19 protein-coding genes are annotated in these 22,418 nt (G+C 52.4%); 5 read left to right on the plus strand and 14 right to left on the minus strand.

Going from position 1 to position 22,418, the window contains the following annotated elements:
• Window positions 1-11 precede the first annotated feature (11 nt).
• Window positions 12-1,400: a chromosomal replication initiator protein DnaA gene (dnaA, locus tag BDD14_RS31175; protein WP_130425498.1), complete on the plus strand. Its 1,389-nt coding sequence runs from the start codon at window positions 12-14 to the stop codon at window positions 1,398-1,400.
• Here dnaA and BDD14_RS31180 read toward each other — a convergent pair.
• The 6 genes from BDD14_RS31180 to BDD14_RS31205 form a co-directional block, all read right to left on the minus strand.
• Window positions 1,383-1,757: a hypothetical protein gene (locus BDD14_RS31180; protein ID WP_130425500.1), complete on the minus strand. Its 375-nt coding sequence runs from the start codon at window positions 1,755-1,757 to the stop codon at window positions 1,383-1,385. The two genes, dnaA and BDD14_RS31180, sit on opposite strands and share 18 nt — an antisense overlap.
• Window positions 1,754-2,431, minus strand: coding sequence for a division plane positioning ATPase MipZ (locus BDD14_RS31185; protein WP_130425502.1), 678 nt, complete (start codon window positions 2,429-2,431; stop codon window positions 1,754-1,756). The genes BDD14_RS31180 and BDD14_RS31185 overlap by 4 nt, the downstream gene beginning before the upstream one ends.
• A gap of 1,336 nt (window positions 2,432-3,767) precedes the next feature.
• Entirely contained in the window at window positions 3,768-4,004 is a 237-nt protein-coding gene (locus BDD14_RS31190; protein WP_130425504.1) for a hypothetical protein, read from the minus strand.
• Window positions 4,001-4,258 (minus strand): hypothetical protein, encoded by a 258-nt coding sequence (locus BDD14_RS31195; protein WP_130425506.1) that lies wholly within the window; start codon window positions 4,256-4,258, stop codon window positions 4,001-4,003. Before BDD14_RS31195 ends, BDD14_RS31190 begins: the two co-directional genes overlap by 4 nt.
• Before the next feature lie 893 nt (window positions 4,259-5,151).
• On the minus strand, window positions 5,152-5,538 hold the full coding sequence (locus BDD14_RS31200; RefSeq protein WP_130425508.1) for a hypothetical protein: 387 nt from the start codon (window positions 5,536-5,538) through the stop codon (window positions 5,152-5,154).
• 176 nt (window positions 5,539-5,714) lie between these two features.
• The gene (locus tag BDD14_RS31205) at window positions 5,715-6,758 is read right to left on the minus strand and encodes a replication protein RepA (protein ID WP_165420466.1); all 1,044 of its coding nucleotides are present in this window, start codon (window positions 6,756-6,758) and stop codon (window positions 5,715-5,717) included.
• A gap of 272 nt (window positions 6,759-7,030) precedes the next feature.
• On the opposite strand from BDD14_RS31205, the gene BDD14_RS31210 reads away from it, so the two are divergent.
• On the plus strand, window positions 7,031-7,513 hold the full coding sequence (locus BDD14_RS31210; protein WP_130425512.1) for a hypothetical protein: 483 nt from the start codon (window positions 7,031-7,033) through the stop codon (window positions 7,511-7,513).
• 255 nt (window positions 7,514-7,768) lie between these two features.
• Here the strand turns inward: BDD14_RS31210 and BDD14_RS31215 are convergent, their stop codons facing one another.
• From BDD14_RS31215 to BDD14_RS31240, 6 genes are all read right to left on the minus strand, one after another.
• Window positions 7,769-8,224 carry a hypothetical protein gene (locus BDD14_RS31215; protein ID WP_130425514.1) on the minus strand — a complete coding sequence of 152 codons (456 nt, stop codon included), beginning with the start codon at window positions 8,222-8,224 and terminating at the stop codon, window positions 7,769-7,771.
• Between the two features lie 236 nt (window positions 8,225-8,460).
• Window positions 8,461-8,616: a hypothetical protein gene (locus BDD14_RS31220; protein ID WP_165420467.1), complete on the minus strand. Its 156-nt coding sequence runs from the start codon at window positions 8,614-8,616 to the stop codon at window positions 8,461-8,463.
• A gap of 71 nt (window positions 8,617-8,687) precedes the next feature.
• Window positions 8,688-8,957 carry a hypothetical protein gene (locus BDD14_RS31225; RefSeq protein WP_130425518.1) on the minus strand — a complete coding sequence of 90 codons (270 nt, stop codon included), beginning with the start codon at window positions 8,955-8,957 and terminating at the stop codon, window positions 8,688-8,690.
• Between the two features lie 101 nt (window positions 8,958-9,058).
• The gene (locus BDD14_RS31230; protein ID WP_130425520.1) at window positions 9,059-9,406 is read right to left on the minus strand and encodes a hypothetical protein; all 348 of its coding nucleotides are present in this window, start codon (window positions 9,404-9,406) and stop codon (window positions 9,059-9,061) included.
• A 209-nt stretch (window positions 9,407-9,615) separates the two neighbouring features.
• A complete protein-coding gene (locus tag BDD14_RS31235; protein ID WP_130425522.1) occupies window positions 9,616-10,239 on the minus strand; it encodes a hypothetical protein in 624 nt (207 codons plus the stop codon).
• 253 nt (window positions 10,240-10,492) lie between these two features.
• Window positions 10,493-10,777, minus strand: coding sequence for a hypothetical protein (locus BDD14_RS31240; RefSeq protein WP_130425524.1), 285 nt, complete (start codon window positions 10,775-10,777; stop codon window positions 10,493-10,495).
• A 145-nt stretch (window positions 10,778-10,922) separates the two neighbouring features.
• Here BDD14_RS31240 and BDD14_RS31245 point away from each other — a divergent pair, with 145 nt between their 5' ends.
• A complete protein-coding gene (locus BDD14_RS31245; protein WP_130425526.1) occupies window positions 10,923-11,912 on the plus strand; it encodes a site-specific integrase in 990 nt (329 codons plus the stop codon).
• 1,690 nt (window positions 11,913-13,602) lie between these two features.
• Here BDD14_RS31245 and BDD14_RS31250 read toward each other — a convergent pair.
• Together BDD14_RS31250 and BDD14_RS31255 are read right to left on the minus strand one after the other, a co-directional pair.
• Complete coding sequence (locus BDD14_RS31250; RefSeq protein WP_130425528.1) at window positions 13,603-15,705, minus strand: protein-disulfide reductase DsbD family protein; 2,103 nt, start codon at window positions 15,703-15,705, stop codon at window positions 13,603-13,605.
• A 403-nt stretch (window positions 15,706-16,108) separates the two neighbouring features.
• Window positions 16,109-17,332, minus strand: coding sequence for an ROK family transcriptional regulator (locus BDD14_RS31255; RefSeq protein ID WP_242618413.1), 1,224 nt, complete (start codon window positions 17,330-17,332; stop codon window positions 16,109-16,111).
• A 276-nt stretch (window positions 17,333-17,608) separates the two neighbouring features.
• On the opposite strand from BDD14_RS31255, the gene BDD14_RS31260 reads away from it, so the two are divergent.
• Window positions 17,609-20,968, plus strand: coding sequence for a TonB-dependent receptor (locus BDD14_RS31260; protein WP_165420468.1), 3,360 nt, complete (start codon window positions 17,609-17,611; stop codon window positions 20,966-20,968).
• Window positions 20,969-21,090: 122 nt separating this feature from the next.
• Complete coding sequence (locus BDD14_RS31265) at window positions 21,091-22,317, plus strand: redoxin domain-containing protein (protein ID WP_130425532.1); 1,227 nt, start codon at window positions 21,091-21,093, stop codon at window positions 22,315-22,317.
• The last annotated feature ends 101 nt before the right edge of the window (window positions 22,318-22,418 follow it).

Below are 22,418 nucleotides of genomic sequence, written 5' to 3' on the forward strand. Positions count from 1 at the left end.
AAGCTGGGACTGTGGAAAAGGAACTCGAAGGCACAACTGCAGCGAGCAGGTTGCAAAGCGTTTCGTTGAACGATTGGGTACGGATCCTCGAAATCCTCCGCGAAAAAATACCGCGCCAATCATTTGATACCTGGTTGAAGCCAACTCGTTTTATCGGATTCGAGGGTAAGTCTCTCCTCGTGAGGGTTCCCAGTGTAGATTTTCTCTACATAAAGGACCGCTACACAGATTTGCTACAGGAATCTCTGCTGCGCTTGAAACTTGATTGCGAAATCGTTTTTGTTCCTAGTGATAGCGAAGAAGCCAAGGAAAACGAGCGGCAGTCGCAGCCGACTCCTTCTTCGCCCAGATCTTCCAAGTCCAAACGGCCAGAGAGCGGTCCAGCAGAACTAAATCCTCAATATTCGTTTGATTCATTCGTCGTTGGCGACGGCAGTAAATTCGCTTTCACCGCTGCCCATGCCATTGTGGAGCGCCCTGGTTTAACGTACAACCCGCTATTCCTGTATGGCGGATCTGGAACCGGCAAGACCCACCTCCTTCACGCAATTGGCAACGAGTTTACGTGGAAGCATCCACGTGCCTCCGTTCTATATGCGACTGGGGAGAAGTTCGTTTCCGAGATGATTGAGTCCCTACGGGATAAGACGATGCGCGTCTTTCGGCAGAGAGTTCGTACCGTCGACGTTCTCTTGATGGACGATATCCAGTTTCTGAGTGGTAAAACTCGTTTACAAGAGGAGTTTTTGCACACGTTCGACGCACTCCTGCAACGTAAAAGGCAAGTCGTAATCGCCTGCGACCAATCACCAAGAGAATTGACTGGCCTAGATGAAAAACTCCATTCCCGTTTGGAAGCTGGGCTGGTTGCAGACCTGCAGGTTCCCAATTTTGAGACGAGAGTTGGAATACTTCACAAGAAAGCCGCGCAGGAAAAAATTACTCTCCCAACAGATGTAGCGTTGTTCATTGCGACACACGCACGCGCAAACACACGCGAGTTGGAGGGCGCCCTGACACGATTGATTGCCTGGTCGTCTTCGCAGGGCCTATCAGTAAACATTGAGACGGCACAAACCTGCCTCAAGCACCTGCTTGGTACAAGGGCTAAGATGCTCAAGATTGGTACGGTGGCGACCGCCGTGGCCAAACACTACCATCTCCCTGTGACAGCTCTGAAACAGGAGAAGTCTCGTTCTTTGGCCGAACCTCGTCATTTAGCTATGTACTTGGCACAGCAATTGACTCACGCCTCACTGTCGGAGATCGGCCGCTATTTCGGCGGCCGACATCACACGACAGTTCTGTACTCGATTCATAAAATTGAGAAGCTAATTAAGGTCGATCCAATTATGCGCGATACGGTAGAAGTACTGAGTACGTCACTCGGCCACAACTGAATCAGCGCTATCGTTTGTTGCATTGCTCATCACTGTGCGAGAACCATTGATTGATGGCAGATTTGCAGTCAACTCGTCGAACGCATCAGCGACTGAAATATCGTTCAGTTCGCAGTACTGCTGGAAACGATTCCATGCATTGACCCTTACCCGCATCGTGATCGGCAGAGATTTTGGGGCCCGCGGACCGCGGCGAGTCCTAAATACGTTCCGCTTTTCCTCGAAATTCTTGATGGAGAACCCGTGATCAGCGCTGACTTTCTCCATGTCTTGCAATGTGGCGCCATTGACCTCTCCCTTCATCGGCTCCTTCGGCTGAAATTCGCTGAGGCTCCCGAACGGATCTGTTTTATTCATGCTGCATCCTCCTTCTTCCCGAGAAGAACTTCAATGATCTCAGCTGTGAGGCTTTCAGCATTTTCCAACGCAGCAGGAAGACCATTCGTGTCTGAACTCGACAACTCGGGTAGCGAGAGCTTATATGCAAACATGTGGGAGAATGCGGTTCTTTCATTCAGGCTTGCCGAAAGCCCGGGAATTCCAGCGTTGGCAATGCTCTGTCGAATGTCCTTTTCTTCTCTCGTGACAATGATCGGACTTGTCCGGATAAAGAGAATGAAATGGGGAATAGTCCGCTTAAACAGTTTTTCTTGTGATCGGAGCAACGCAATGGCGCGCGTCGCAACTTCAGCATCGGCTGTCTTAGCTTGCATGGGAATCAGAACGAGATCAGCTCGTGACATCGCAGCAGCCATCTCTTGATTTGCTGTTCCTTGAACGTCAATGATGACAAATTGAACCTGCGTAGCCAGCCGATCAATTAGGTCAGTGAGATCCTCGCCCGGAGTAGGCGTCACCACCAAGTCCTTGTATTGACTTGCGCCCTGACCCCAACGGCCCAACGTCCTCTGAGGGTCTGCATCTATAATCCGCACGCTTGCCCCGCGGCTCGCGAGGGTCGTACCCACCACAATACAGCTTGTTGACTTGCCACTGCCGCCCTTTGGGTTTGCTGCGACTACTATTGGCATCCTGGTTACCTTTCTACCTGTGTTTACCCGTCGTTATGTACGACACAGTTATGTACTCCTCGCGGTGTACGACACTAATACGAACACGTGGTTGTATACGACACCACTATGTACACATAGCTGAGTACTACACGTTTAGGCGGACTTATTTGTGTCGTACTCCGCTTAGCACACGGTAAGTGTACGGCACAGTGGCGCACACTAGACGGTATACGACACAACGGGTACACCAAAAGTAACACCTACTCGTCCACATTCGTGTACTACACAGTGGCGCACACTGAGCCGTACACGACACAATAGATACACCTGGTTGTGCACTTACTGGTGCACTACGCGCGTACGACACGGTGTCGTACACGACACTTTCTAGAACACGGAAGTGCACAAGTAGGTGTCGGGCTCGTGCACCTATGTACACGATGCGTGTACTAGCCGAGACACTTCCAATTGCCAGCTCAGGGGGACTGGCAAAGTGAGAATAGGCAAGCGGCCGCCACCTCACTAAACAGATTGTTATCTGCCAGCCAAGCACACGCTGGGGCGCCAACTTTGCCAGTTGCTGTGAGGCTTTGTCTCACCATACTGCGCGAGTTCGACAATGAAAGGTCTCGCCCTTGTAGAGACGTGGACCTTCCGGCGACCTAAACGTACATAAATTTTCTTTGTTGAGAGGACCTCGGGGTAGAACATCACGGAGACTACAGAAGGGAAGGGAAGTGACTTGGCAGAAGGCAGAGCAATTCTACGAGCCGTCTAGACCGCTGCAGATCCCCTTGAGCCTGATAGTCCTTATTTGGATATTGAAAGGCCGTGCTCTAGGCCGGTACAGCCGCGCTGCGAACCGACTGTGCACCCCGGAGTCCAGACTTTCGGCGTGCGGGGCTTGTACAGGCCCTTCCCGGCCCACACACACGGGGACACTTCAAGAAACGGAACGCAACGTACGCGCCTCTCGGGAGTTTGCATTTGCAGCAGGGTCTACTGGCAAATGGGAGGCACGCGGGCGCGCGGTCACAATGGCAGAATTTTGGACGTGCGGATGTGCGGGAGTAGCGGCTGGCTGCCCGGGCAGTCCAACCTGCGACCCGCAACCCGAACCTAACGGCGACGATCGAGCAGAGCTACAACGAGCTGCGCGGCGGTGAGCAGTACTCCAACGGCGCTGACCAGTACTCCAACGGCGCTGAGCAAAACGGCAACAATCTCCATGACCTCGGCCCCCCCTTTCAAATGGCCTTACTAAGGGGGGCCAAAGTCCGACTTTGGTTCGTTGCCGAGGTCGCCCGGACTCGCTAGCGGAACACCGCTGCATAGTCCGCAGGGTTTTCGAGCATCATTTCACCTCAGTGAGGCCGTACTTCTGCATCGATTCTTCGAGGCCGGTTCGAACGATCTCGTCGTCGATACCGGCGAGCAGCTGATTGGCGGTGTTATCGACCCGGTCCTGAAAGCTGACGCTGGCCACCCACATGGAGACGTAAAGCGACTTGACCCCGACGACCCCAATCTTCAGATTCTCCCTCTGGTCAAAGGTCAGGGTTGCCGCCACCGCGCTCGGCTTCATGCTCACTGGACGGTCATAACCGGGATAGTGGAGACGCGAATGGTCCAGAAGTGTTTCTTGCCATCGGTCGGCGGCTGGCCGAGGGTGTAGCGCGGGCTCTTGGCGATGGCATCACGCAGGGCGCTGCAGTACAACTTGCCAATCTGATCTGCGTCGTTGGCCTGGCACTCGACGTCGATGTTGGGCTTGTCCAGGGCGTGTGCCTGGGTGGCGGTTGCGGCCAGGGAAGCGGCCAGGGCGATTGCGAGTCTTACCTTCATGGAAGGTCTCCTCCTTCGGGGAGGTGCTAGGGGAGGTTTATGATTTGTTTATCGGCCTTAGGCAGCATTAGCAGCAGCCTTGGCGACTTCATGGGGACACTTCAAGAAACGGAACGCATCGTACGCTAAGGCGAATTAAGTTCACCGAAGCCTTTCGTAATCAGCAAGATCTAAGTAGAGAATGCGCCGTTCTTGGATAGGGCACAATTCATTCAACAAGAGCACGCAGTTGAATACCGAAGAAACAATAAAGATCTTGGGATCTCCACAGCTCTCCACACGATTCCACAGACATTCACGACAGTTCCTGTATTGATCCTCGCCTTTTCCAGTATCGAAAGGCGTTGCTTCCTGTATTGGTTGTCGACACTTCCGGTATTGAGCGCGTTCGCAATTAAGGTAGCAAGAGAGATCAAGAGAGATTCAAGAGAGATTCAGGATAGTAGTTCGGTCTGCGGATGCACGAAGAACACGCAAGCGGACTTCCGGATATCCAGTGAGGCTCAAAGTGGATACCCAAAGTGCCGATTTTTTCAAGATCTCTACCGTTTAGCGACTGGAAAGTTTTCTACTCACAATCAATACCTAAAGTGCCGATAATACGTACCTATTTTTCAGGAACTTAGCTCACAAAGCGTGAGTAGAACTTTTATGAAAAAGTCTCTACAAGGTGGACACGAGAAACGATCGATTCGGAATTCAGCACTCATGGTCTAGATTAGGGCATAAATAGCTGACGAATAAGTACTTATCGCTACTCGTAGGACGACAGGAATATCGTCAGTTCCGGTATCGAATTGACGTGAGACGTCAGTTCCGGTATCGAATGAGCCTGCATAGCAGATAAGGCTTCGTCACTTCCGGTATTGAATGACCCGAGGCGTTGAATATCGTCAGTTCCGGTATCGAATGGTCCTGCATAGCAGATAAGGCTTCGTCACTTCCGGTATTGAATGACCCGAGGCGTTGAATATCGTCAGTTCCGGTATCGAATGGTCCTGCATAGCAGATAAGGCTTCGTCACTTCCGGTATTGAATGACCCGAGGCGTTGAATATCGTCAGTTCCGGTATCGAATGGTCCTGCATAGCAGATATAGTCTTCGTCACTTCCGGTATCGAATGACCCGAGGCGTTGAATATCGTCAGTTCCGGTATCGAATGGAGCCTGCATATCAGATATAGGCTTCGTCAGTTCCGGTATCGAATGCTCCGGCTGTTTGAATATCGTCAGTTCCTGTATCGAATGGGCTAAACCAATGTCTACCTTTAGATACTGCATTTGCTCGCTGTACGATTGTCAGGTCACAACAAATTTGGCAGATCGAATGGCCTGCGCAGCTGGGTTAATAATGTTGATTCATCGGTAAATATAATACCCAAAGTGCCGAACGACGCTACGCATTTTCAAAGACTTACAGACAGGAGGGAAATTGGGATCCTCCTGTCCGAGAGTAATTATGAGTCGAACGTGTGATTCGGTTCAGCGGGTAGATGGAGCTTTGGCGCCTTTTCATTTTCTTGATTGAAGTAGACCAAGTCCTTGGGAGGCCCAATACGAAGGCCGTTCCGATTAGATTCTCCAGCTTTAGCCTTGCCGCTGCGCCGGCTGACAACTTCTGCGCGCAACTGGGACCATCCAGCTTGCTTCAAGAACTCAATTGCCTTACGTAGTTCCGCTAGAACACGACCATCGTTGGTATCAGTTGTCCCGAGTTGTTCACGGAGATCGGATATTGGGATGAACGTATCTGTATTCGCAGCGTATGCTCGCCAACAAAGCCACATCACCAGATCTAGGGTCTTCGGTTTCCGAAGGAGTTTCTTGATGAGAACAGCAGGTATTGGGACATGATGTTCTACGAAATCATGAAAGAAATCTGGACCAATTTCGAAGCCGATTGGCCGCGAGTCAGACGAAGACATTTCTGATCCATCGCCGTTATTGGCTCTGAGGCTTTTATTGGAAGACTTCGCCCATCCAGGGGTTCGCGACGAGCGTACGATCGGCAAAACCAGAGTTTCCTTCTCTCCATCCGGTTTCTCGCGCACAATCGAGATAGCGCAGGCGGTGATACGATTCATTCTCTCTTTGAGGAGAGCGTATTGGTTTCCACCAACATTCTTCCCCATAAGATCGAGGAACTGAGAAGCTGCAGTCCACTCCACGAAACGGGCGCCGTCCAGCAAACGAGCACGCTCCCTCATTCGTTTATCGCGTTCATCTTCGCTGAGGTCATCAGTAATTCGCAGCGATTTATCGTCACGGATCCGCTTCTGAATCTTTCTCCGCTCAGAGAGGGCACGATCGACAAGAAAGTAGAGCGGCCCACGGTCTTGCCCGTAGGGAATGGGCACACCCTTCTCAGTAGACGCAAACGTGACCTTGAGCATTGATCCGTCGGCTAGGCGAGCCTTCCTCTGCCACTGCGTATCCGCTACTTCCTCGTAGGGCAGTCCGCAAAGAATCAAGGCCTGCGCCACCAACCAAATCTCGGTCATTCGCCCATTTTCGCGAACGTCACGGATATCTCGGGCATTGTGGAAGAGAGCAAGTTGCGATCGCTGTTCCTCCGCAGGTCGATCCCTTGGCTTCTTGACTTGAGTGTGGTCTTTGGTCAAATACAGTCTCCTCTGCCTGGTGTTAATGTTACGCCTAGCTCTAGACATCGCTCCGAGTTTAGAGTGTATGTGTACATACAGAACTCCGAGAGGCTCCTTTAGTCACTCTTTTTGGTAGCGCCAACGGGGTTCGGCAAACGAAGATGTAGGACATGCGCCTTCTAATCTTTTTAGTTGCTGGACTTGTGTGTAGCGTTGCTGCGGCTCAATCCACCCACCCCTCTCTGGCAGACCGTATTGACGTCAGCCGGACGATCATCGCTAAATTGGATCGCGCTGCGCAGAACGACCCGCCCCCTAACTTTGCGTCAGAAATCTTGGTGCAAGCACACAAGGATGCAACAACGTTCATAGGTCTAGCGGACATGCTTTCTACTTCAATCCGTGAAGGGAAGTCGGCTGGCGCGTCCTCTATGGTGAATCTCTATTTCCGGTTCACTGATCTGTACGACCAGTACGATCTGTTCGCTAACGCGACGTCAGGACCAAGGCAGATTGATTTACAAAAGGTGCGCTCCGTCGATATGGCCAAAGAATTCTACGAAACAAAGACAGTCCTCCAGTTTGCCGCACTCGGTGAGGTGATTAGAACGGAGGGCGAACTGCAAGCCTGCCACTCTCGACAGTCGCGTTAGTCGTTGCTAGGCCAGAAATCAGCCGCTTGTCAGGACTCAAAGGTTCGCCAGGTAGCTCCGACGCTGCAGATCGCCGCTATTGGCGCGCCTCTGCGCATCACAGGCTGTTCGCTGGACGGTTGCCGAAAGTAGCAACAGAGTGAGGAAAAATTCGGGGTTTTTCACAGCCCAGGATGGGCTAATCTCCTGCACCACCCAGCACCCCCGCCTTATTCCGGAAACCGGAATTAACGATTCCGCTAGACGACGCGGCGATCATCGGGACGAGAGTTTGGTCCATATTCGACTCAACCAAGACGGATTCAAACTGCGCAGGTAGACCGTTCTTTGGGCTGCCTGCTTCACTGCGCGTAAGCTCGCCTTTTGGCGCAGCATTTCAGCGCCCCCCGGTACGGCAGCTTCAAGTGATTGACTCAGACCTCCGATTAGCCCCTCCAAAACGGGATGCAGACGCACACCAATAGGGTCGCCTTCGGGGTCTAGCCACTTATCAGAAATTCCCTCCAGTTCCACCATGTAGGCATTGATTTGTGCTGTCCCCATTTGGTCGTTGGCGTACACCTCTTTCACGATTTCGACGACGCGCCACAGTTCCGATGCGGTTGGGCAATTTGGGGCCGCGCGCCCCAGCTCGGATTCCCGTTGCTCCGCCCACTGAGCAGACTCAGCAAAGAACTCAATCGCAGACGTCGAACTGTCCTCTGATTTCATGCGCTCAATTCTACGTTGGGTGTTTTCGCCAGAGGCCCGCAGGAGCAACGCGCCGGAGGCGCAGGAAGCTTCGGCAAGGTATCTCACCCCCACCGAATTGCCACGGCGCGCACCTTGGGCCGTTGCGCAGTACGCAAAGTGACGTCTTGCAAGGGATGGGGTGGCAGTTGCGCCGTCGTGATGTCGCAATGAACCTAGACGACTGTCTGGGCACTCTTTCTATGCGTCTGGACCGGTCACTCATAGGGAAACTTTTGCAGGATGATGAGCGGAACATCCAATCTCAAAAGCGACAGCTTCAGGGAAAGTTCTATGCTCTTCTGGGAGTTGTAAAGCATCAGTTCTCGATTGTTTTGTTCATTTGCCAACTCACAGGAATAGTCGTAGGCCATACATCTCTTGCGGAGCCAGAGATACCTAACTGTGATAATGAGTGTCTTCATCGGTCCCTTGATCGTTTTGGCTACAGGCACCCGCAGTTGCGGCAGTTCGGCAGCGCCAGGTAGATCGTCTGATACGCCGTGTCGTAGGCTTCGTTGGTCTGCAGCTGCGGATGGGTCGCGTCGAACCCGGCCAGCGCACTAACCCGCTTCTTGAAGCCGCTCCTGTGCCAAACGGTGTTCGCGCAGAAGGACTCTGCAGCCGGGTCATCATGGACGGCTTTGGCCTCGTCAAACAACGCCTGCACTCGCGGCTCAAGGTCGCATATCTGTTGGAAGGAAAGATGGCTCATAGAAACAGGGTAGCCGGATACTAACCGGCTGACATTAAAATTCAATTCGTCGGACGGCTGTAAGGACTCAAAGGTTCCTTAGCCGTTCTGACAGAGCCCGCCTACGCCCCGCTGATCAGCTTGAATCCGTCTGCGATTAGATCTTCCTCCTCACCAAAAAAGGGCAGATCGACCTTCTCCTTGGGCGACATGACCGCTCGGTCTAACGCCTCATCGGCGGCCTTTGCCATCGGCCGCCCGACCCAGCGCAGGAATTTGTTTCTGGACTCGAAGTCCTGTTGGTACAGCTTCGTCACACCCTGACCCCAGACGCGGATGCGCTGAATGTCCCGGTCTTTCCCCATGTCGAAGTGAACGACTCTAACCGACATATGGAAGTTCTGGAATTCGGGGGCAGGTTGGGCTTTGAGGCTCGGAGCGTCCTTGTTGAACGATACGACTTTTGCCATGGTGCTGATGTTACAGCCTTTTCGGTTGCGGTTCGTACTATTCCACCGCCAGGCGTCACCGACTACAGGAGCTGGATAAGACCTACAGGACTTAACACAAAGGCGACAGTGCCGTAATAGGATACGGTTGAAGCAGCACGATAAGTGATTTGTTTTCAATACCTGCTGTGGCTTTGCGCACACTGCTATCCGTTTCTGGAACTAGCCCCTCAATCGGCCGCTATTTTCTCGGCTGTACATACGGAACTCCGATATGGAGCGCCATTGGATACGGCGGCCCGTTGCTCACGCTCAGCCAAATCTTGGAACATGGCCCTGAGCTCGTCGTCGATCCGCTCGCTGTGCCGGCGCGGCGGGTCCATCCGCTGGGCAGCAGTTTCTAGATCGTTTTGCAGCGCCATCGCCAGGAGGAGCAGCCTTTCGACAAGCATCTCTGAGTTGGCACCCAAAATCTCGATCCTGCCCGGCTCGAGCGTCACTTCTGGCGGTAGGTCTCTAACCATAATCGTCCGGAGATCATCAGGAACCTTGATTTGGAGACCCTTCACCTTCGGCACAGGCTCATAGGTGTCCAGTCGAGTTTTGTGAGCGAGATGGAGATCGTCCGCGTTGATCATGGCCTCCAGATAGGCCAGCAGGGAAGAGCGGGAGACAACATGCTTGCCCCCGAGGTCTTGCACGTCACCTACAGCCTTCACGATGGTCTGGGCCGATCCGCGGGAGACACAGAAGGCCCACTCTACGTTCGCGCGGGTCCAGGTCTCGATCTTGGAGTTCCGGACGGTAGAGAGGATCGTGTGTATGTCATGCCGCCACTTGATCTTTCTAGGCAAGTTTTTAGTCCTTTCTGTCCAATTTCATCCTCCCGCTTTGTTAGCCGACCTGCAAAGTATCGAAATAGAGGCCCCATATAATTACCATCGATAATGAATACTTACCGTTCCTTATGTGCTAAAGTGCCTGATATTGAGTAAGTCAAAGGAAAGGATGTCGGTTGGAGTGGCAGGAGCGATATTTCGAAAAAGAAGGCCAAAAAGAGAGGTACTGGGGGCTGTCCAAATCCTCATCGATCGCTTGTAGGGCATCCTAGCGAGGCAAATTGTTAGGGTTTGAGGTCCCAAACAGGGTAATGAACCGTTCTGGAGGAGCTGCGATCTGGTCGATCAAATCCTTATGTACAGGGAAACGCTGGCCGGCACCGTTCTCTATGAGCACGCAGCCGGGAACAGTGGACTCGTCAGCGACGACGGTATGGAGGTTGAAGTCAGGATGGCCGGGGTAGTACTCCTGGTCGGCCGGACCGCTGGTGTACCAACACCCTACTCTTGTTTGGTTGGGACTTATTGTGAGGTGGGAATATCGAGCGGTCATCGAGTTCTCCTAAATGTCGACGCAATGTAGTCGAAAGCCTGTAGATGCCCGGTATCTTCGGCTATCAGGTGTTCATGGATTAATTGGAGGGAATTCATCCTGCGCCGAGGTGGCGGGGTGAGGGCAGGGAGGAACGGAATTGCGTATGTACAGCCGGATTAATGCAGCAGGGGATGGAGAGAATCTTATCGACGACGACGTGGAAGTCTTCGAAGCGTCTCTCGATGAGTTGGAACGTGAGGCCCTGGAGAGATCTTTGGCACGAAATACCAACCGGGCCTACGAGGGCGACTGGAAGGATTTCACGGACTGGTGTGTGGGCCGTTCTGCCAATCCGCTGCCGGCAGATGCAAGGACGTTGAAACACTACATGCTGGATCGGAGCCAGTCGCTTTCTAAGGCGACGTTAGAACGGCGCATTGCCTCGATCTCCAGATATCACAAGGAAGGTGGGCATGTCAGTCCCACGACCGACTACGGTTTTCGCAAAGTCATGTCAGGAATTAGGAAGAAGAAGATAGAACCGCAACGGGCCAAGCACGCCCTATTAGATGAGGACCTGATTGACATATTGAAAGAAATCGACGGTGACACCAACATCGGACTACGCGATCGAGCACTGCTCCTGGTTGGCTTTGGTGCGGCCCTGCGGCGCTCAGAGATTGTTGCCCTCGATAGGGAGGACATCCGGTTTACACGCGAGGGAGTAGCTATCAACATTCGTCAGTCAAAAACTGACCAGGAGGCCAAGGGCATAGAGATCGGCATTGTGCGCGGCCGTAAGCCTGATTCCTGCGCGGTGACGCAGCTCGAGCTCTGGCTTGCAAAGCTCAACATCGAGAGCGGACCAATCTTCCGGCGCATTCGGAAGAACGGTGTCATCCTTACCGACAGGCTCTCCGATCAAGCAGTGGCTGCGATCGTCAAGCGTTATGTTGGTCACGCAGGCCTCTCGCCACAAGACTTCAGTGGGCATTCGCTTCGAGCCGGCCTTGCAACCTCAGCCGCAAACGCGGGCCACTCGTATGGCAACATCATGGCGCAGACCAGGCATAAATCGGAGAAGATGGTGCGTATATACGTGCGAAAGGCTTCCATCTTCCGGGATAATGTCACCGCTTCACTGAAGCTCTAAAGTGGGACAGGATCTATTGCTGCTGTGTATTCCTAAGTCTATTGCCTTATGTAACTATTCGGCTCATACGTTATCTTGCTCGGAATAGGTGAAACCATTGAATGATATTAAAGAGATTCTGAACGCAATGGACGGGCTCATAGCCCGCTTGGTTCAGGCAAGAGCGTTATTGACTGAGCTGGTGCCCTCGGAGGGAATTCAGGGACTCCGTAGAGCGGCCAAAACTCCGTTGCTGGCATCGGTAACTGCAATGAGCGGAGCCAAGTCGGCCAGGATAAGGAGAGGCCGTGGTCCAATGAGCCAAGAGGCTCGTGAACGGATGGCCGCGGCACAGAGGGCTCGTTGGGCAAAGACTAAGAAATTAGAGGCGACGCAGTCGAGTGCCGGTGCCAAGCCTACCGCGAAGGCAAAGAAGCAAAGAACACAGTAGCGAAGAAATCCGCAGCCAAGGAAGCCTAGGTGCCGGTTGGATCCATCGTCTTCCTCATGCTTGATCGCATTCAATTATCCTAGCTCCGCGTCTGGATATCGCGGCGGGATCATGGGTAACTCATTGATCGATATAAGGTTGCGTCATTGACGTCTCTATGCCGTTGAATCACACGTTTAGAAGTCGCTGACCTTCAGTTTCAGGTAGTGATGGTGGCCTTCTGCGTGATGATGGTGGCCTTCTCTGCAAAGGATGGGTATGAATCCTAAACCGGATCGAACAGCCGCCGCCGGCCTTTTCAGGGCCTTTTGTTGATCGCTCTAACCACCTGAAATCAGCGGGTGTTATTGATGAGGAACAATTTAGGACCCTGATAAAGTGGGATAAAGGAGGCGATTTTGGTACGTTTTAATATCTGTGGTGTGCGCTATTGTACCTGCCCCCCGGTGACCGCCGTTATTTCTCTAACCTCAACTCGCGATTCGATAAGCTCCGTAGGGGCCGGGGCTGTTGTGCCGACATCTCTAGGTGCGGTTTCGTTGATAAAAAAGGCCAATTTGTTATGTTAGGCGGATCGGGCGGATACACTGACGACGCCGGAGTTGATTGTGTTCTCGCGCACCGAGTACTCCCCAGCAGCACCATACACGACGCGCGATACGGGATCCAGGCCTCTCAACAAGAGAGACTCCGCAAGTCTTGTGCACCTAAGATAGAAAAGTAGCTGGTGGAGATGTGTACTTTTGCTCGCGGTTTACCAGCGCGTGGCGAAGGTTGGATTCGAAACTATAAGGTCCCATGCGGTTGAAGCGAGGTAGAACCGGCGCGTGCTTTCTAACTTTGGAAAGAAATCACCCTGGTGGAGGGCTTGTCATGTCCAGGGAAGAGTTCGAATCAGATTGGATCGGTTGAGAAAATGAAGGCAGAGCTGACGTCTCTCTAGATAGAGGCCATCGTGCCACCCACGGTCCAACCGGGTGCCACGGTCCCGCAGGCATTCGCGGCAGGTGTAAACGGCATCAAGAGCCGAACCCGGCCCATAATCGGTTCAAGAACTTCACATCTGCCGCCATCACAAGCATCAGTTAGCCTTGAGTCAACTACGGCTCAAAGACCAGGCTGCGCCAGCGATCTGGAATGCAGTGCTTTGCTGCTTAGCTATTAGAAGCGTCGCTTCTTCGCTATCACCTAATACACTTTTGCTATTTGCAACAGAGCCCGAAATCAAACAGTGAATCTTTCTGAGACGTGCAGCTGCCTTTACCGTGGCAGCGCAAGCGCATCGAGCACCACAGATTTTGTCAGAAGTTCTGGCAACACATGTGGACTGGTATCGGCGCTCGCCTGATACAGCACGTAAGTGGGTACGCCACTACGACGGAGCTCGGTCAATATAGTGGTTATCTGCGGATCATATTGCGTCCAGTCGGCCTTCAGCAGAGTCATGTGGCGCGCGGCAAACTCGTCCTGAACTTCCTTTGACCGCAACACGAGCCTCTCGTTGACCTGGCAGCTCAAGCACCATGCTGCCGTAAAGTCGATGAAGACAGGATGGCCAGTTGCGCGAGCCTGCTCTAGTGCTTGCTTAGAATAAGGCTGCCACTCCGCAACGATATCCTTGGGTCGGTGTAAAGGTAGATAAAGTCCGAGAAGGGCGATGAGTGTCGCGGCGATCGTGCCCTTCCTTTGCGCCGGCCATTTGCCAAGGCACCAACCTGCGATTGCAAGTGCAAGAAAGCATGCCAGGAGCATGGAGATGCGATAGACACTAAGCGTTGCATTGGTGCCGGAGATGAAGAGCCGTCCGTACACATATGTCAGCCAGATTACCGTCAAGAAAAAGACCGCGGCGGTCGCCTGTTTGAAGGTCTCCATCCACGCGCCAGGACGAGGAAGAAGGCGCGAGAGTTGTGGTTGAAAGCTGAGCAAGAGATATGGCGCAGCCAAACCAAGGGCAAGCGCACTGAAGATGGCGAACGTCATTGTAGGAGACTGAGTCAATGCAAAGCCGATTGCCACTCCCATCAGAGGTCCCGTGCACGGGGTCGCGACCACGGTTGCAAGAACGCCCGTGAAGAAAGTGCCCGCAAATCCTGACTTTTGTGCAAGTCCGCCGCCGGCGCTCGTCAACGAAAGTCCAATGTCGAACTGACCTGCCAGAGAGAGGGAAAAAAAGAAGAGTCCACTTGCGAGCAGAACCACGAAGACAGGCGATTGCAGCTGAAATCCCCAGCCTGCCTGGCTGCCGCCCGCCCTCAATACAAGAAGCGTCGCAACAATCGCCCAGAACGACACAAGGATGCCGGCGGTGTAAATCGCGCCATGTGCGCGCAATTGGCGGCGCTCCTCGCCCGATACAGAAACCAGGGCGAGCCCTTTCAGAAAGAGCACGGGGAAGACACAGGGCATCAGATTCAGGATTACCCCGCCCACAAACGCCAAAGCGATTGCTCCTATTGCAGTGAGCGGAGTTCCCTGTCGAGTGGAAGAGTTTTCCTTGTTCTTGATGGGAACTTCACCAGGCGCGACCGCGGCTTGAACCTCAAACGCCGTTCCGTTTCCGAGCGTTACAATTCCGTGCAACCGGTCTGGCAATGTGGTCAGATCTTCTGCACGCTTCAGCCGAATGCTCACTCCATCAGGAAGCGGTTCTGAGACCTGATTCGCCGCATTAACAATTTGACCGGAGTCGTACGGATAGAATTCGGCGTGTGATTGCGATATGCCTGTTGCCAGAACGACGACCATGTCCTGCTTCCCAGCAATCACCTTTGCATTCATACCTGCCGGCAGCTGCTTCGGGATGGAAGCCACTGCCTGAGATAACACAGCATTTCTGGTCGCCTGCGCGCCCGGACCAACAGTGACGTCAAGCCCAAGTTGCGCTTTACCGGGCACGCAAATTTCACGACACACAAGCCAGCGCACACTGGCGCCCAGATGAGCAGGACGGGGTTTTACGTTGGAAGCGGCATTGATCTGAATAGGAAAGATGACGCTGTTCTCATACCCGAAATCAGTGAGAGGCCCGAGCGGCAATCTAGTTGGCGCAGGAAATTGCATAGCACCGGCTGTGATTCCATCGGGAAGGTCCCACGTGACGCGGGGAGGTTGACCAGAATCGCCTGCATTAATCCAATAGACATGCCAATGATCTTCTGGAGTCAAATGAAGGCCGGCCTGAAGTAAGCCTCCTGGAGCAATCGTTTGACTATCGAAGACCAGCTCAACAGTGATATGCGGCGCATGCACCGGTCCCGGCCCGCCATCGCTTACCGAAGGCATCTGTGCGGTTGACAAAGCGGAGAGACCCAACACAGAGGGAAAAACCAGAATGACCCATGCGAAGATGCGTGTTCTCATGGTTAGCGATTGAATCACGCAGAAGATGCATATGGGAAGCCTATTTTCACGCGATCACCGATTTTATTGTAACTTCGTAGTAAATCTGCGAGCGGAAAGGAACACCCTGCATATCGGAAATTTTAATGATTTGAGCGTAGATCAAACAAATTGCAGTAGACTGCCGGATCCCAATAAGGGATGAATCAAGAGCGGCACTGCAGGATTGAACCTAGGCCGCCAGCAATATAGTTGGTGCTGCGAGACAGCCCCTTACGCAGTATCGTCAGGAACGCGCTCCGGCCGCCTTCTCATAGCTCAGGCCAGACGCTATGGCTGCCGTCGTCTGTGAGGAACAGGCTGCCGTCCTTCCGTCTCTGACCGCTACACACTTCTACACCCCACTAGGTTCTAATCGATCGATCTAGGTAGCACCTTCGCTGAGGATCAAAGCGGCGGCTGCGCGCAAGCGAGTGTTGTTGCCATTATCCGTGCAGCGAATAATTGGTATTGTTGCAATCGACTTGCGACGCAATTCCGTTTCGACGATCGGCCCGATAAGATTCCACTGAACAGCTAGGTCACCTACGACAACAATCTCTCGCGGCGCGAGTCCTGAAAGAAGTATTCGCATGCCCCTACCCAAATGGATCGCGCTGCGGGTTAAAGATTTCAAGGCATTGGCCTCCTTTTTGTCGGCACGGTTAAGCAACTGCTCAAATGTCTGCGCAGCATTCCGTCCAGCAAGTTCACGATGATAGCGGAGACTCGCTGTATTTGAGGCTAGCGTCTCCCAGCAGCCACGGTTGCCGCATGCACAAAGCTTTCCACCCTCGGTTTGAAGTTGTACGTGGCCAAATTCTCCGGCCATTCCCTGATAGCCCCGCAGAATTTTTCCATTCACATAGATACTGATCGCTATACCCTCAGAGACATTTACGATGACCAGTCCGTCGTTGGCATCGCTATTGCCTAGCCATATCTCCGCCAGTGCGCAGGCGTTCGCAACGTTATCCATTCGGACCGGCAAACCTGTTACGGATTCGAGTTCCGCCTGAAGGTTCTCTACCGGCCACTTCAGTCGTGGGGCGAATATAGTGCTGCTGGAACGGGGATTAATTCGCCCAGGAAGACAAATACCTATTCCCACAAATGATTTTTCTTCATGCTCCGCTATAAGCGCATTGATGGAGTTGCATATAGATGCAACAGCTTTGCGCGGATGCCGAGGTGGAACGATTATCTTTTGTGTTCTGATTTTTCCGGAAAGATCGACCACGGCAGCGGTGATTCGCTCTGGATGAATATCGAGCGCAATGACGCTACGCCGCTCATCGAGTTGAATGAGTATAGGCCTACGCCCCCTTGGGCTTTGGCTAGCTGGCCCCTCAAATAACCATCCCTGGCTTATTAAGCCTTCAACAATGAGTGAGACGGTGCTAGCCTGCAAATTACTCTTACGCGCCAGGTCGGCCCGAGATATCGGCTGGGATGTGCGAACGAGATTGAAGATGAAATTCCGATTGATCTCCCTTGGCGTTCGATTTGTAGCAGGCTGCCTCTTCTCTCCCGCTCGATCTGTGGATACATGTTTTCGCATACTAAGCATACTAACCAGCTGTTTCAGTTCAAGCCCTTTAAAACTCATGGAGCCATACCGCGACTTCAATGAAGTTCCGACCTCAAATTCAGAATCGGGGTATTTTAGCGGGAAACTGGATGACTTCAGTATCTCCTGACTGGGAAAACGGACAATTTCGACGTCGCCTTATTTTCTTCTTGCCTTTTCTAGCAACTCCGAATTAAAGTGACCCGCGCTACAAGAACAACGGATTTTAATCCTTGAGTTCTGAATAGACCGAAGCGTCTATGTCTCGCGGAAGTCAGATGTCTGTTCGCAGCAGTACGAGTTTGGAGACTAACAGTGAAAATTTTGCGAGTACAAGTACATCGTGCAACGTTGTTTTTGCTAATAATTATTGGGGTTTTACTTCCACAAATCGCTTTCTCCCAACTATTGCAAGGCACACTCAATGGCACTGTTACCGATACTGGACACGCATCAATTCCAGAGGCGACAGTGACGGTAGTCAACGATGCAACATCCGTCACACGTACTACAACAACGGGGGGAGGCGGAGACTTCTCCATCGTGACGTTGCAACCCGGGACTTACACCCTCACCGTATCGGCCTCAGGTTTTCAAGGCTATAAACAAACCGGCGTGGTGGTGAAGGCAAATGAGGTAGCTCATATTGACGTCGGACTTTCAGTCGGTGGCGTAACTCAGAGCATTACCGTTTCGTCACAGGCGGCAGCTCTTCAGACGGACCGTTCCGATGTGCACACTGATATAAGCGCAAATCAGCTCAGCAGTCTCCCTCTTGCGCTAGGGCGGAACTATCAGTTGGCTCTCGCCGTCGTAACCCCTGGCGTTTCACCGCCCCAAAGCAGCGGCTCGTTCAGTGCGAATCCAAGTCGCGCAGTCGGCTATTCGGTTAATGGCGTCAGCGCTGTTACCAATACAACACGCATCGACGGTACCAGTTCTACAGACTACAACGCTCCGGACAAACCGATGTATAGCCCTGCGTTAGAAGCTATCGAGAACATCAATGTAGTAACAAACTCGCCCGACGCAGAACAGGGGATAGCTGGCGGTGCTGCCGTCAATTTGACAACCAAGACCGGCACGGGGCAGTTACATGGCTCGATCTTCGAATACCATACCGATCAGCATTTGCTGGCTTATTCGTGGATCGGCAACAGCACACAACCCAAGCCAAAGTACATCAACAACCAGTTTGGCGGCACAATCGGTGGCCCCCTTAAAAAGGATAAACTGTTTTATTTTCTGAGCTATCAGGGGACGTACGTCACTATCGGCACCACTCTCTTTGCACAAAATCCTACAGCGGCGATGAAAGCAGGGGATCTCTCGGCATCACCTACCCCTATCTATGATCCGGCAACGGGGAATCCGGATGGATCTGGTAGAACTCCTTTTCCTGGAAATAGAATTCCTACGGCGCGTATAGACCCAGGTGTTCTAGCTGTTCTGAACTTTGCGCCGCTACCAGATCCAAATACCCCAGGCACGGGAACCTTGGGGCTCGCACAGAACTATCGCAGCACAGGCAATAGCAGCTCTAAACAAGATCAGTTTGATACCAAACTGTTTTATAACGTGAACAGTAAACTCAGTACTTTTGTTCGATTCGGCCTTAATAAAGTGAGCTGGATTAATCCGCAGCAGTACGGCATGCTTGGCGGACCCGCGTATAGCCCTTCGAATACTGCCACCGGCACCGGCGTTGGAATGATTTACAGCGGCACAATTTCGGCAACGTATATCTTCACGCCTCATCTTATTGTCGATGCCAATTACGGCTATACACGCAATAATGCTGATGGAACACAGCAGTTACTCGACCAGAATCTTGGCTACACACTGCTTGGCATTCCAGGACTTCAGAGCAGCAATAAAGCTGAATGGGGGCTGCCCGTGCTTGCGATTGATGGTTTCGGGGGGACGGCTGCAAATCTGCCGGAAGCGACAATCGGTCCGGCCAACAACTTCCAGCCGCAATTTCTTAGAAATGCCGAAAAGGAGTACGTAGGCAATCTCACCTTTGTCAAAGGCTCCCATAATATTCGCGGAGGCCTTGATTTTACGCAGCAGCATGAAACCGAAATAGTGGAACAAGCCACGTTTTGCAACTACTGCGCAGGCTCCGGTGGCTTCCAATTTTCACAGGGAGCAACCCAACTGAAAGGTGGCCCTGCAGGCAACGACTATAACGCCTTTGCCTCATTCTTGCTAGGTCTCCCCTCAAATGCCGGTAAGGTCACCCTCATCCCTCCGCAATATCGTGAATTTGCCCACATATTGGGAGCCTACGTACGTGATCAATGGCAGGTTAACCGAAAGCTTTCGCTCACCTTTGGAACACGTTGGACTTATTATCCTTTTGCTGATCGAGGTGATCGCGGCATGGAATATCTGGATGCAGCGTCAAATCGCATGATCATCTGCGGACTCAACGGCATACCTAAAAACTGCGGCATTACAAAGAACGATAAGCGCTTTGAGCCGCGCGTCGGCGCCGCTTACAAAATAAACGATACGACTGTAGTGCGCGGAGGATTCGGATTGAGCACCGATCCTACAAACATCGGCGGAGTTCTGGGAAATCGGCAAAACTATCCCGACATCGTTGCATCAACTCTAACGGCACCAAATAGCTTTTCTTATGCCACGACGCTTCGTACGGGATTGCCACCGGTTGTCGCCCCCGACTATTCATCGGGCAGCGTGGCTGTACCGAAGACCGCTGGCGTTTTCACCGTCGACAACAATACATTTGTACGTGGCTATATTGAATCGTTCAACGTGACTCTTGAGCAACAGATGAAAGGAGATTGGCTTACTTCTATTGCATATGTCGGCACACGATCGATCAATCCAATTTCGACGATTAATGCGAATTGGTCGCCTATTGGAACAGGTTCTGCTGGCCAGGTCCTAAACGTACTCTCCGGCCGTACAGGCAGCACCAATACGATCGGCACCTTCGGAAATAGCAAGTATGACGCTCTACAGATGCGTGCGTCTCATGCCTTTGCTCGTGGGTATGGGGTAACTGCTACGTATACCTTCGCTAAGGGCATAGGCTACACATCTCAAGTGGCCATTCCCAGCTTCTATTACTTGAATCGCGGTAATCTCTCCAGTCTTGCAAGACATACGGTGGGAGTTGCGCTAACGCTCTCTAGTCCTTTTGGCAAAAATGGCAAGTTCCTGCATAACGGAATTGGCGATATCCTCCTTCGAGGATGGCAGTTCCAGGCAATTTCTACACTACGTAGCGGCACGCCGTTCACTGTAACTGCCTCCAATACAACCTTAAATGCGATCGGGTCAAATCAATTTGCTGATTGCATAGGGCCACTGCGTAAGCTCCGGAGTGTCAATCAGTGGTACGACAAATCTGCTTTTGCCAATCCAACACCGGGAAGATTCGGTACGTGCCCGACAAATAATTTGTGGGGTCCCGGCTTAATCAACGTAGACACCGGCTTGGCACGCACATTTCACCTATATGAGCGATTCAATCTGGAGGCACGGGGCCAACTGTTCAATACCTCTAACACACCTCATCATGCTAATCCGACCAGCAGTCTTACCAGCAGTGCATTCATGCAGGCCAGAGGAATAGCCAACTCTGGAAGAGATGGCATCGATCAAAGAACTGCACAATTCAGTCTAAGGCTAAGTTTCTGACATCGAGGCTGAGCTTTCGCTATTCAGCTCGCATCGCTAGTTGATTTGTGTGTACTTCATTGCGCAATACACGCAATTCGCGAAGATCAACAAACCGGGAGCTTCTATAAAGGGGTCTACCAATGAAGCATAGAGATTGCTCGCAGCGAAAAACCATATCGAGCCACACACGCATCTGGATTCTGGTCGCATTCTGCGTGCTGGCGGTTCTAAATGCTCCGATCCATCTGTTGGGGCAAGACGACAGTGTTCATACTGGAGCCGATGTTCCGCCAGTTCTGAAAATTGGAGCGCATGCTCCAGACTTCACGTTGCCCGGCGTAGATGGTAAGACCCACAGCCTGAAAGATTATTCGGCCAGTAAGGTTCTGGTTGTGATCTTCAGTTGTGATCATTGCCCGGTTGCGCAGATGTACGAGCATCGCATCAAGCAACTGACGTCCGACTACAAGACTCGCAACGTTGCCGTAGTTGTGATCATGGGTAACGATCCGAAAGCAGTTCACTTCAGTGAAGAGGGATATACAGACGTAGGTGATTCGTTTGCGGACATGAAAATTCGGTCAGCGTACCGTAATTTCAACTACCCGTATCTTTATGACGGTGATACTCAGGCTGTAGCTCTAAAGTATGGCCCAACAGCAACACCGCACGCATTCGTCTTTGATCAGCAGCGAGTCCTGCAGTATGAGGGGCGGTTGGATAATAACGCGCGCGAACAGCTTGCTACAAAACATGAGACACGCGACGCCATTGATGCCTTACTTGCGGATACTCCTGTTCACGTGCAAAGTACCCCGGCTGTAGGCTGCTCGACGAAGTGGGCTTACAAGGAAAAAGGGGCAGCCAGCGAGATTGCCGCTGGCGACCAGAAGCCAGTTACTGTAGAGGCCGTTTCAGCCGGTGAGTTGAAAGCCCTACGTACCAATCAGGGCACAGGCAAACTCCTTCTTGTCAATTTCTGGGCAACATGGTGTGCGCCATGCATAGAAGAATTCCCGGAACTTCAGAAGATGGTACGAATGTATGCGAAACGCAAATTGGATATTGTGACGGTGAGCCTGAACAGTCCGGACGAAAAGGGCTTTGTGCTTGATTTTCTCCAGAAGCAACATGCCATCAATCGCAACCTTCAGTTCAGCGGTAACGATTCCGCAGATGCGGTGGCTGCATTTGGTCCTGACTGGAAGGGCGGAATGCCCTATACCGTTTTGATCGACACCAGGGGAAATGTTCTCTTCAAAACGCAGGGAGGAATGGATCCGTTAGCAGTGAAGCGCGCACTTCTGAAGAATCTTCCTGATGATAAATACAACGGCCAACAAGCCTATTGGCAGAGCAGCTTCTGACCGGCTAGGGGGGCGGATCACAGCCAAAATCTGCTTCCGCATTACACAACAGGTTTTTATGGAAAGGAAACGAATGGGTATCTCGAATGTGTCTGCAGCAA

The organism is Edaphobacter modestus (assembly GCF_004217555.1).
Classification (GTDB): domain Bacteria; phylum Acidobacteriota; class Terriglobia; order Terriglobales; family Acidobacteriaceae; genus Edaphobacter; species Edaphobacter modestus.

Coding starts and splice junctions, on each gene's coding strand:
- BDD14_RS31180 (WP_130425500.1), bottom strand. CDS start 1,757: ATGAATAAAACAGATCCGTTCGGGAGCCTCAGCGAATTTCAGCCGAAG.
- BDD14_RS31185 (WP_130425502.1), bottom strand. CDS start 2,431: ATGCCAATAGTAGTCGCAGCAAACCCAAAGGGCGGCAGTGGCAAGTCA.
- BDD14_RS31195 (WP_130425506.1), bottom strand. CDS start 4,258: ATGAAGGTAAGACTCGCAATCGCCCTGGCCGCTTCCCTGGCCGCAACC.
- BDD14_RS31200 (WP_130425508.1), bottom strand. CDS start 5,538: ATGCAGTATCTAAAGGTAGACATTGGTTTAGCCCATTCGATACAGGAA.
- BDD14_RS31205 (WP_165420466.1), bottom strand. CDS start 6,758: ATGACCGAGATTTGGTTGGTGGCGCAGGCCTTGATTCTTTGCGGACTG.
- BDD14_RS31210 (WP_130425512.1), top strand. CDS start 7,031: ATGCGCCTTCTAATCTTTTTAGTTGCTGGACTTGTGTGTAGCGTTGCT.
- BDD14_RS31215 (WP_130425514.1), bottom strand. CDS start 8,224: ATGAAATCAGAGGACAGTTCGACGTCTGCGATTGAGTTCTTTGCTGAG.
- BDD14_RS31220 (WP_165420467.1), bottom strand. CDS start 8,616: ATGGCCTACGACTATTCCTGTGAGTTGGCAAATGAACAAAACAATCGA.
- BDD14_RS31225 (WP_130425518.1), bottom strand. CDS start 8,957: ATGAGCCATCTTTCCTTCCAACAGATATGCGACCTTGAGCCGCGAGTG.
- BDD14_RS31230 (WP_130425520.1), bottom strand. CDS start 9,406: ATGGCAAAAGTCGTATCGTTCAACAAGGACGCTCCGAGCCTCAAAGCC.
- BDD14_RS31240 (WP_130425524.1), bottom strand. CDS start 10,777: ATGACCGCTCGATATTCCCACCTCACAATAAGTCCCAACCAAACAAGA.
- BDD14_RS31245 (WP_130425526.1), top strand. CDS start 10,923: ATGTACAGCCGGATTAATGCAGCAGGGGATGGAGAGAATCTTATCGAC.
- BDD14_RS31250 (WP_130425528.1), bottom strand. CDS start 15,705: ATGAGAACACGCATCTTCGCATGGGTCATTCTGGTTTTTCCCTCTGTG.
- BDD14_RS31255 (WP_242618413.1), bottom strand. CDS start 17,332: ATGAGTTTTAAAGGGCTTGAACTGAAACAGCTGGTTAGTATGCTTAGT.
- BDD14_RS31265 (WP_130425532.1), top strand. CDS start 21,091: ATGAAGCATAGAGATTGCTCGCAGCGAAAAACCATATCGAGCCACACA.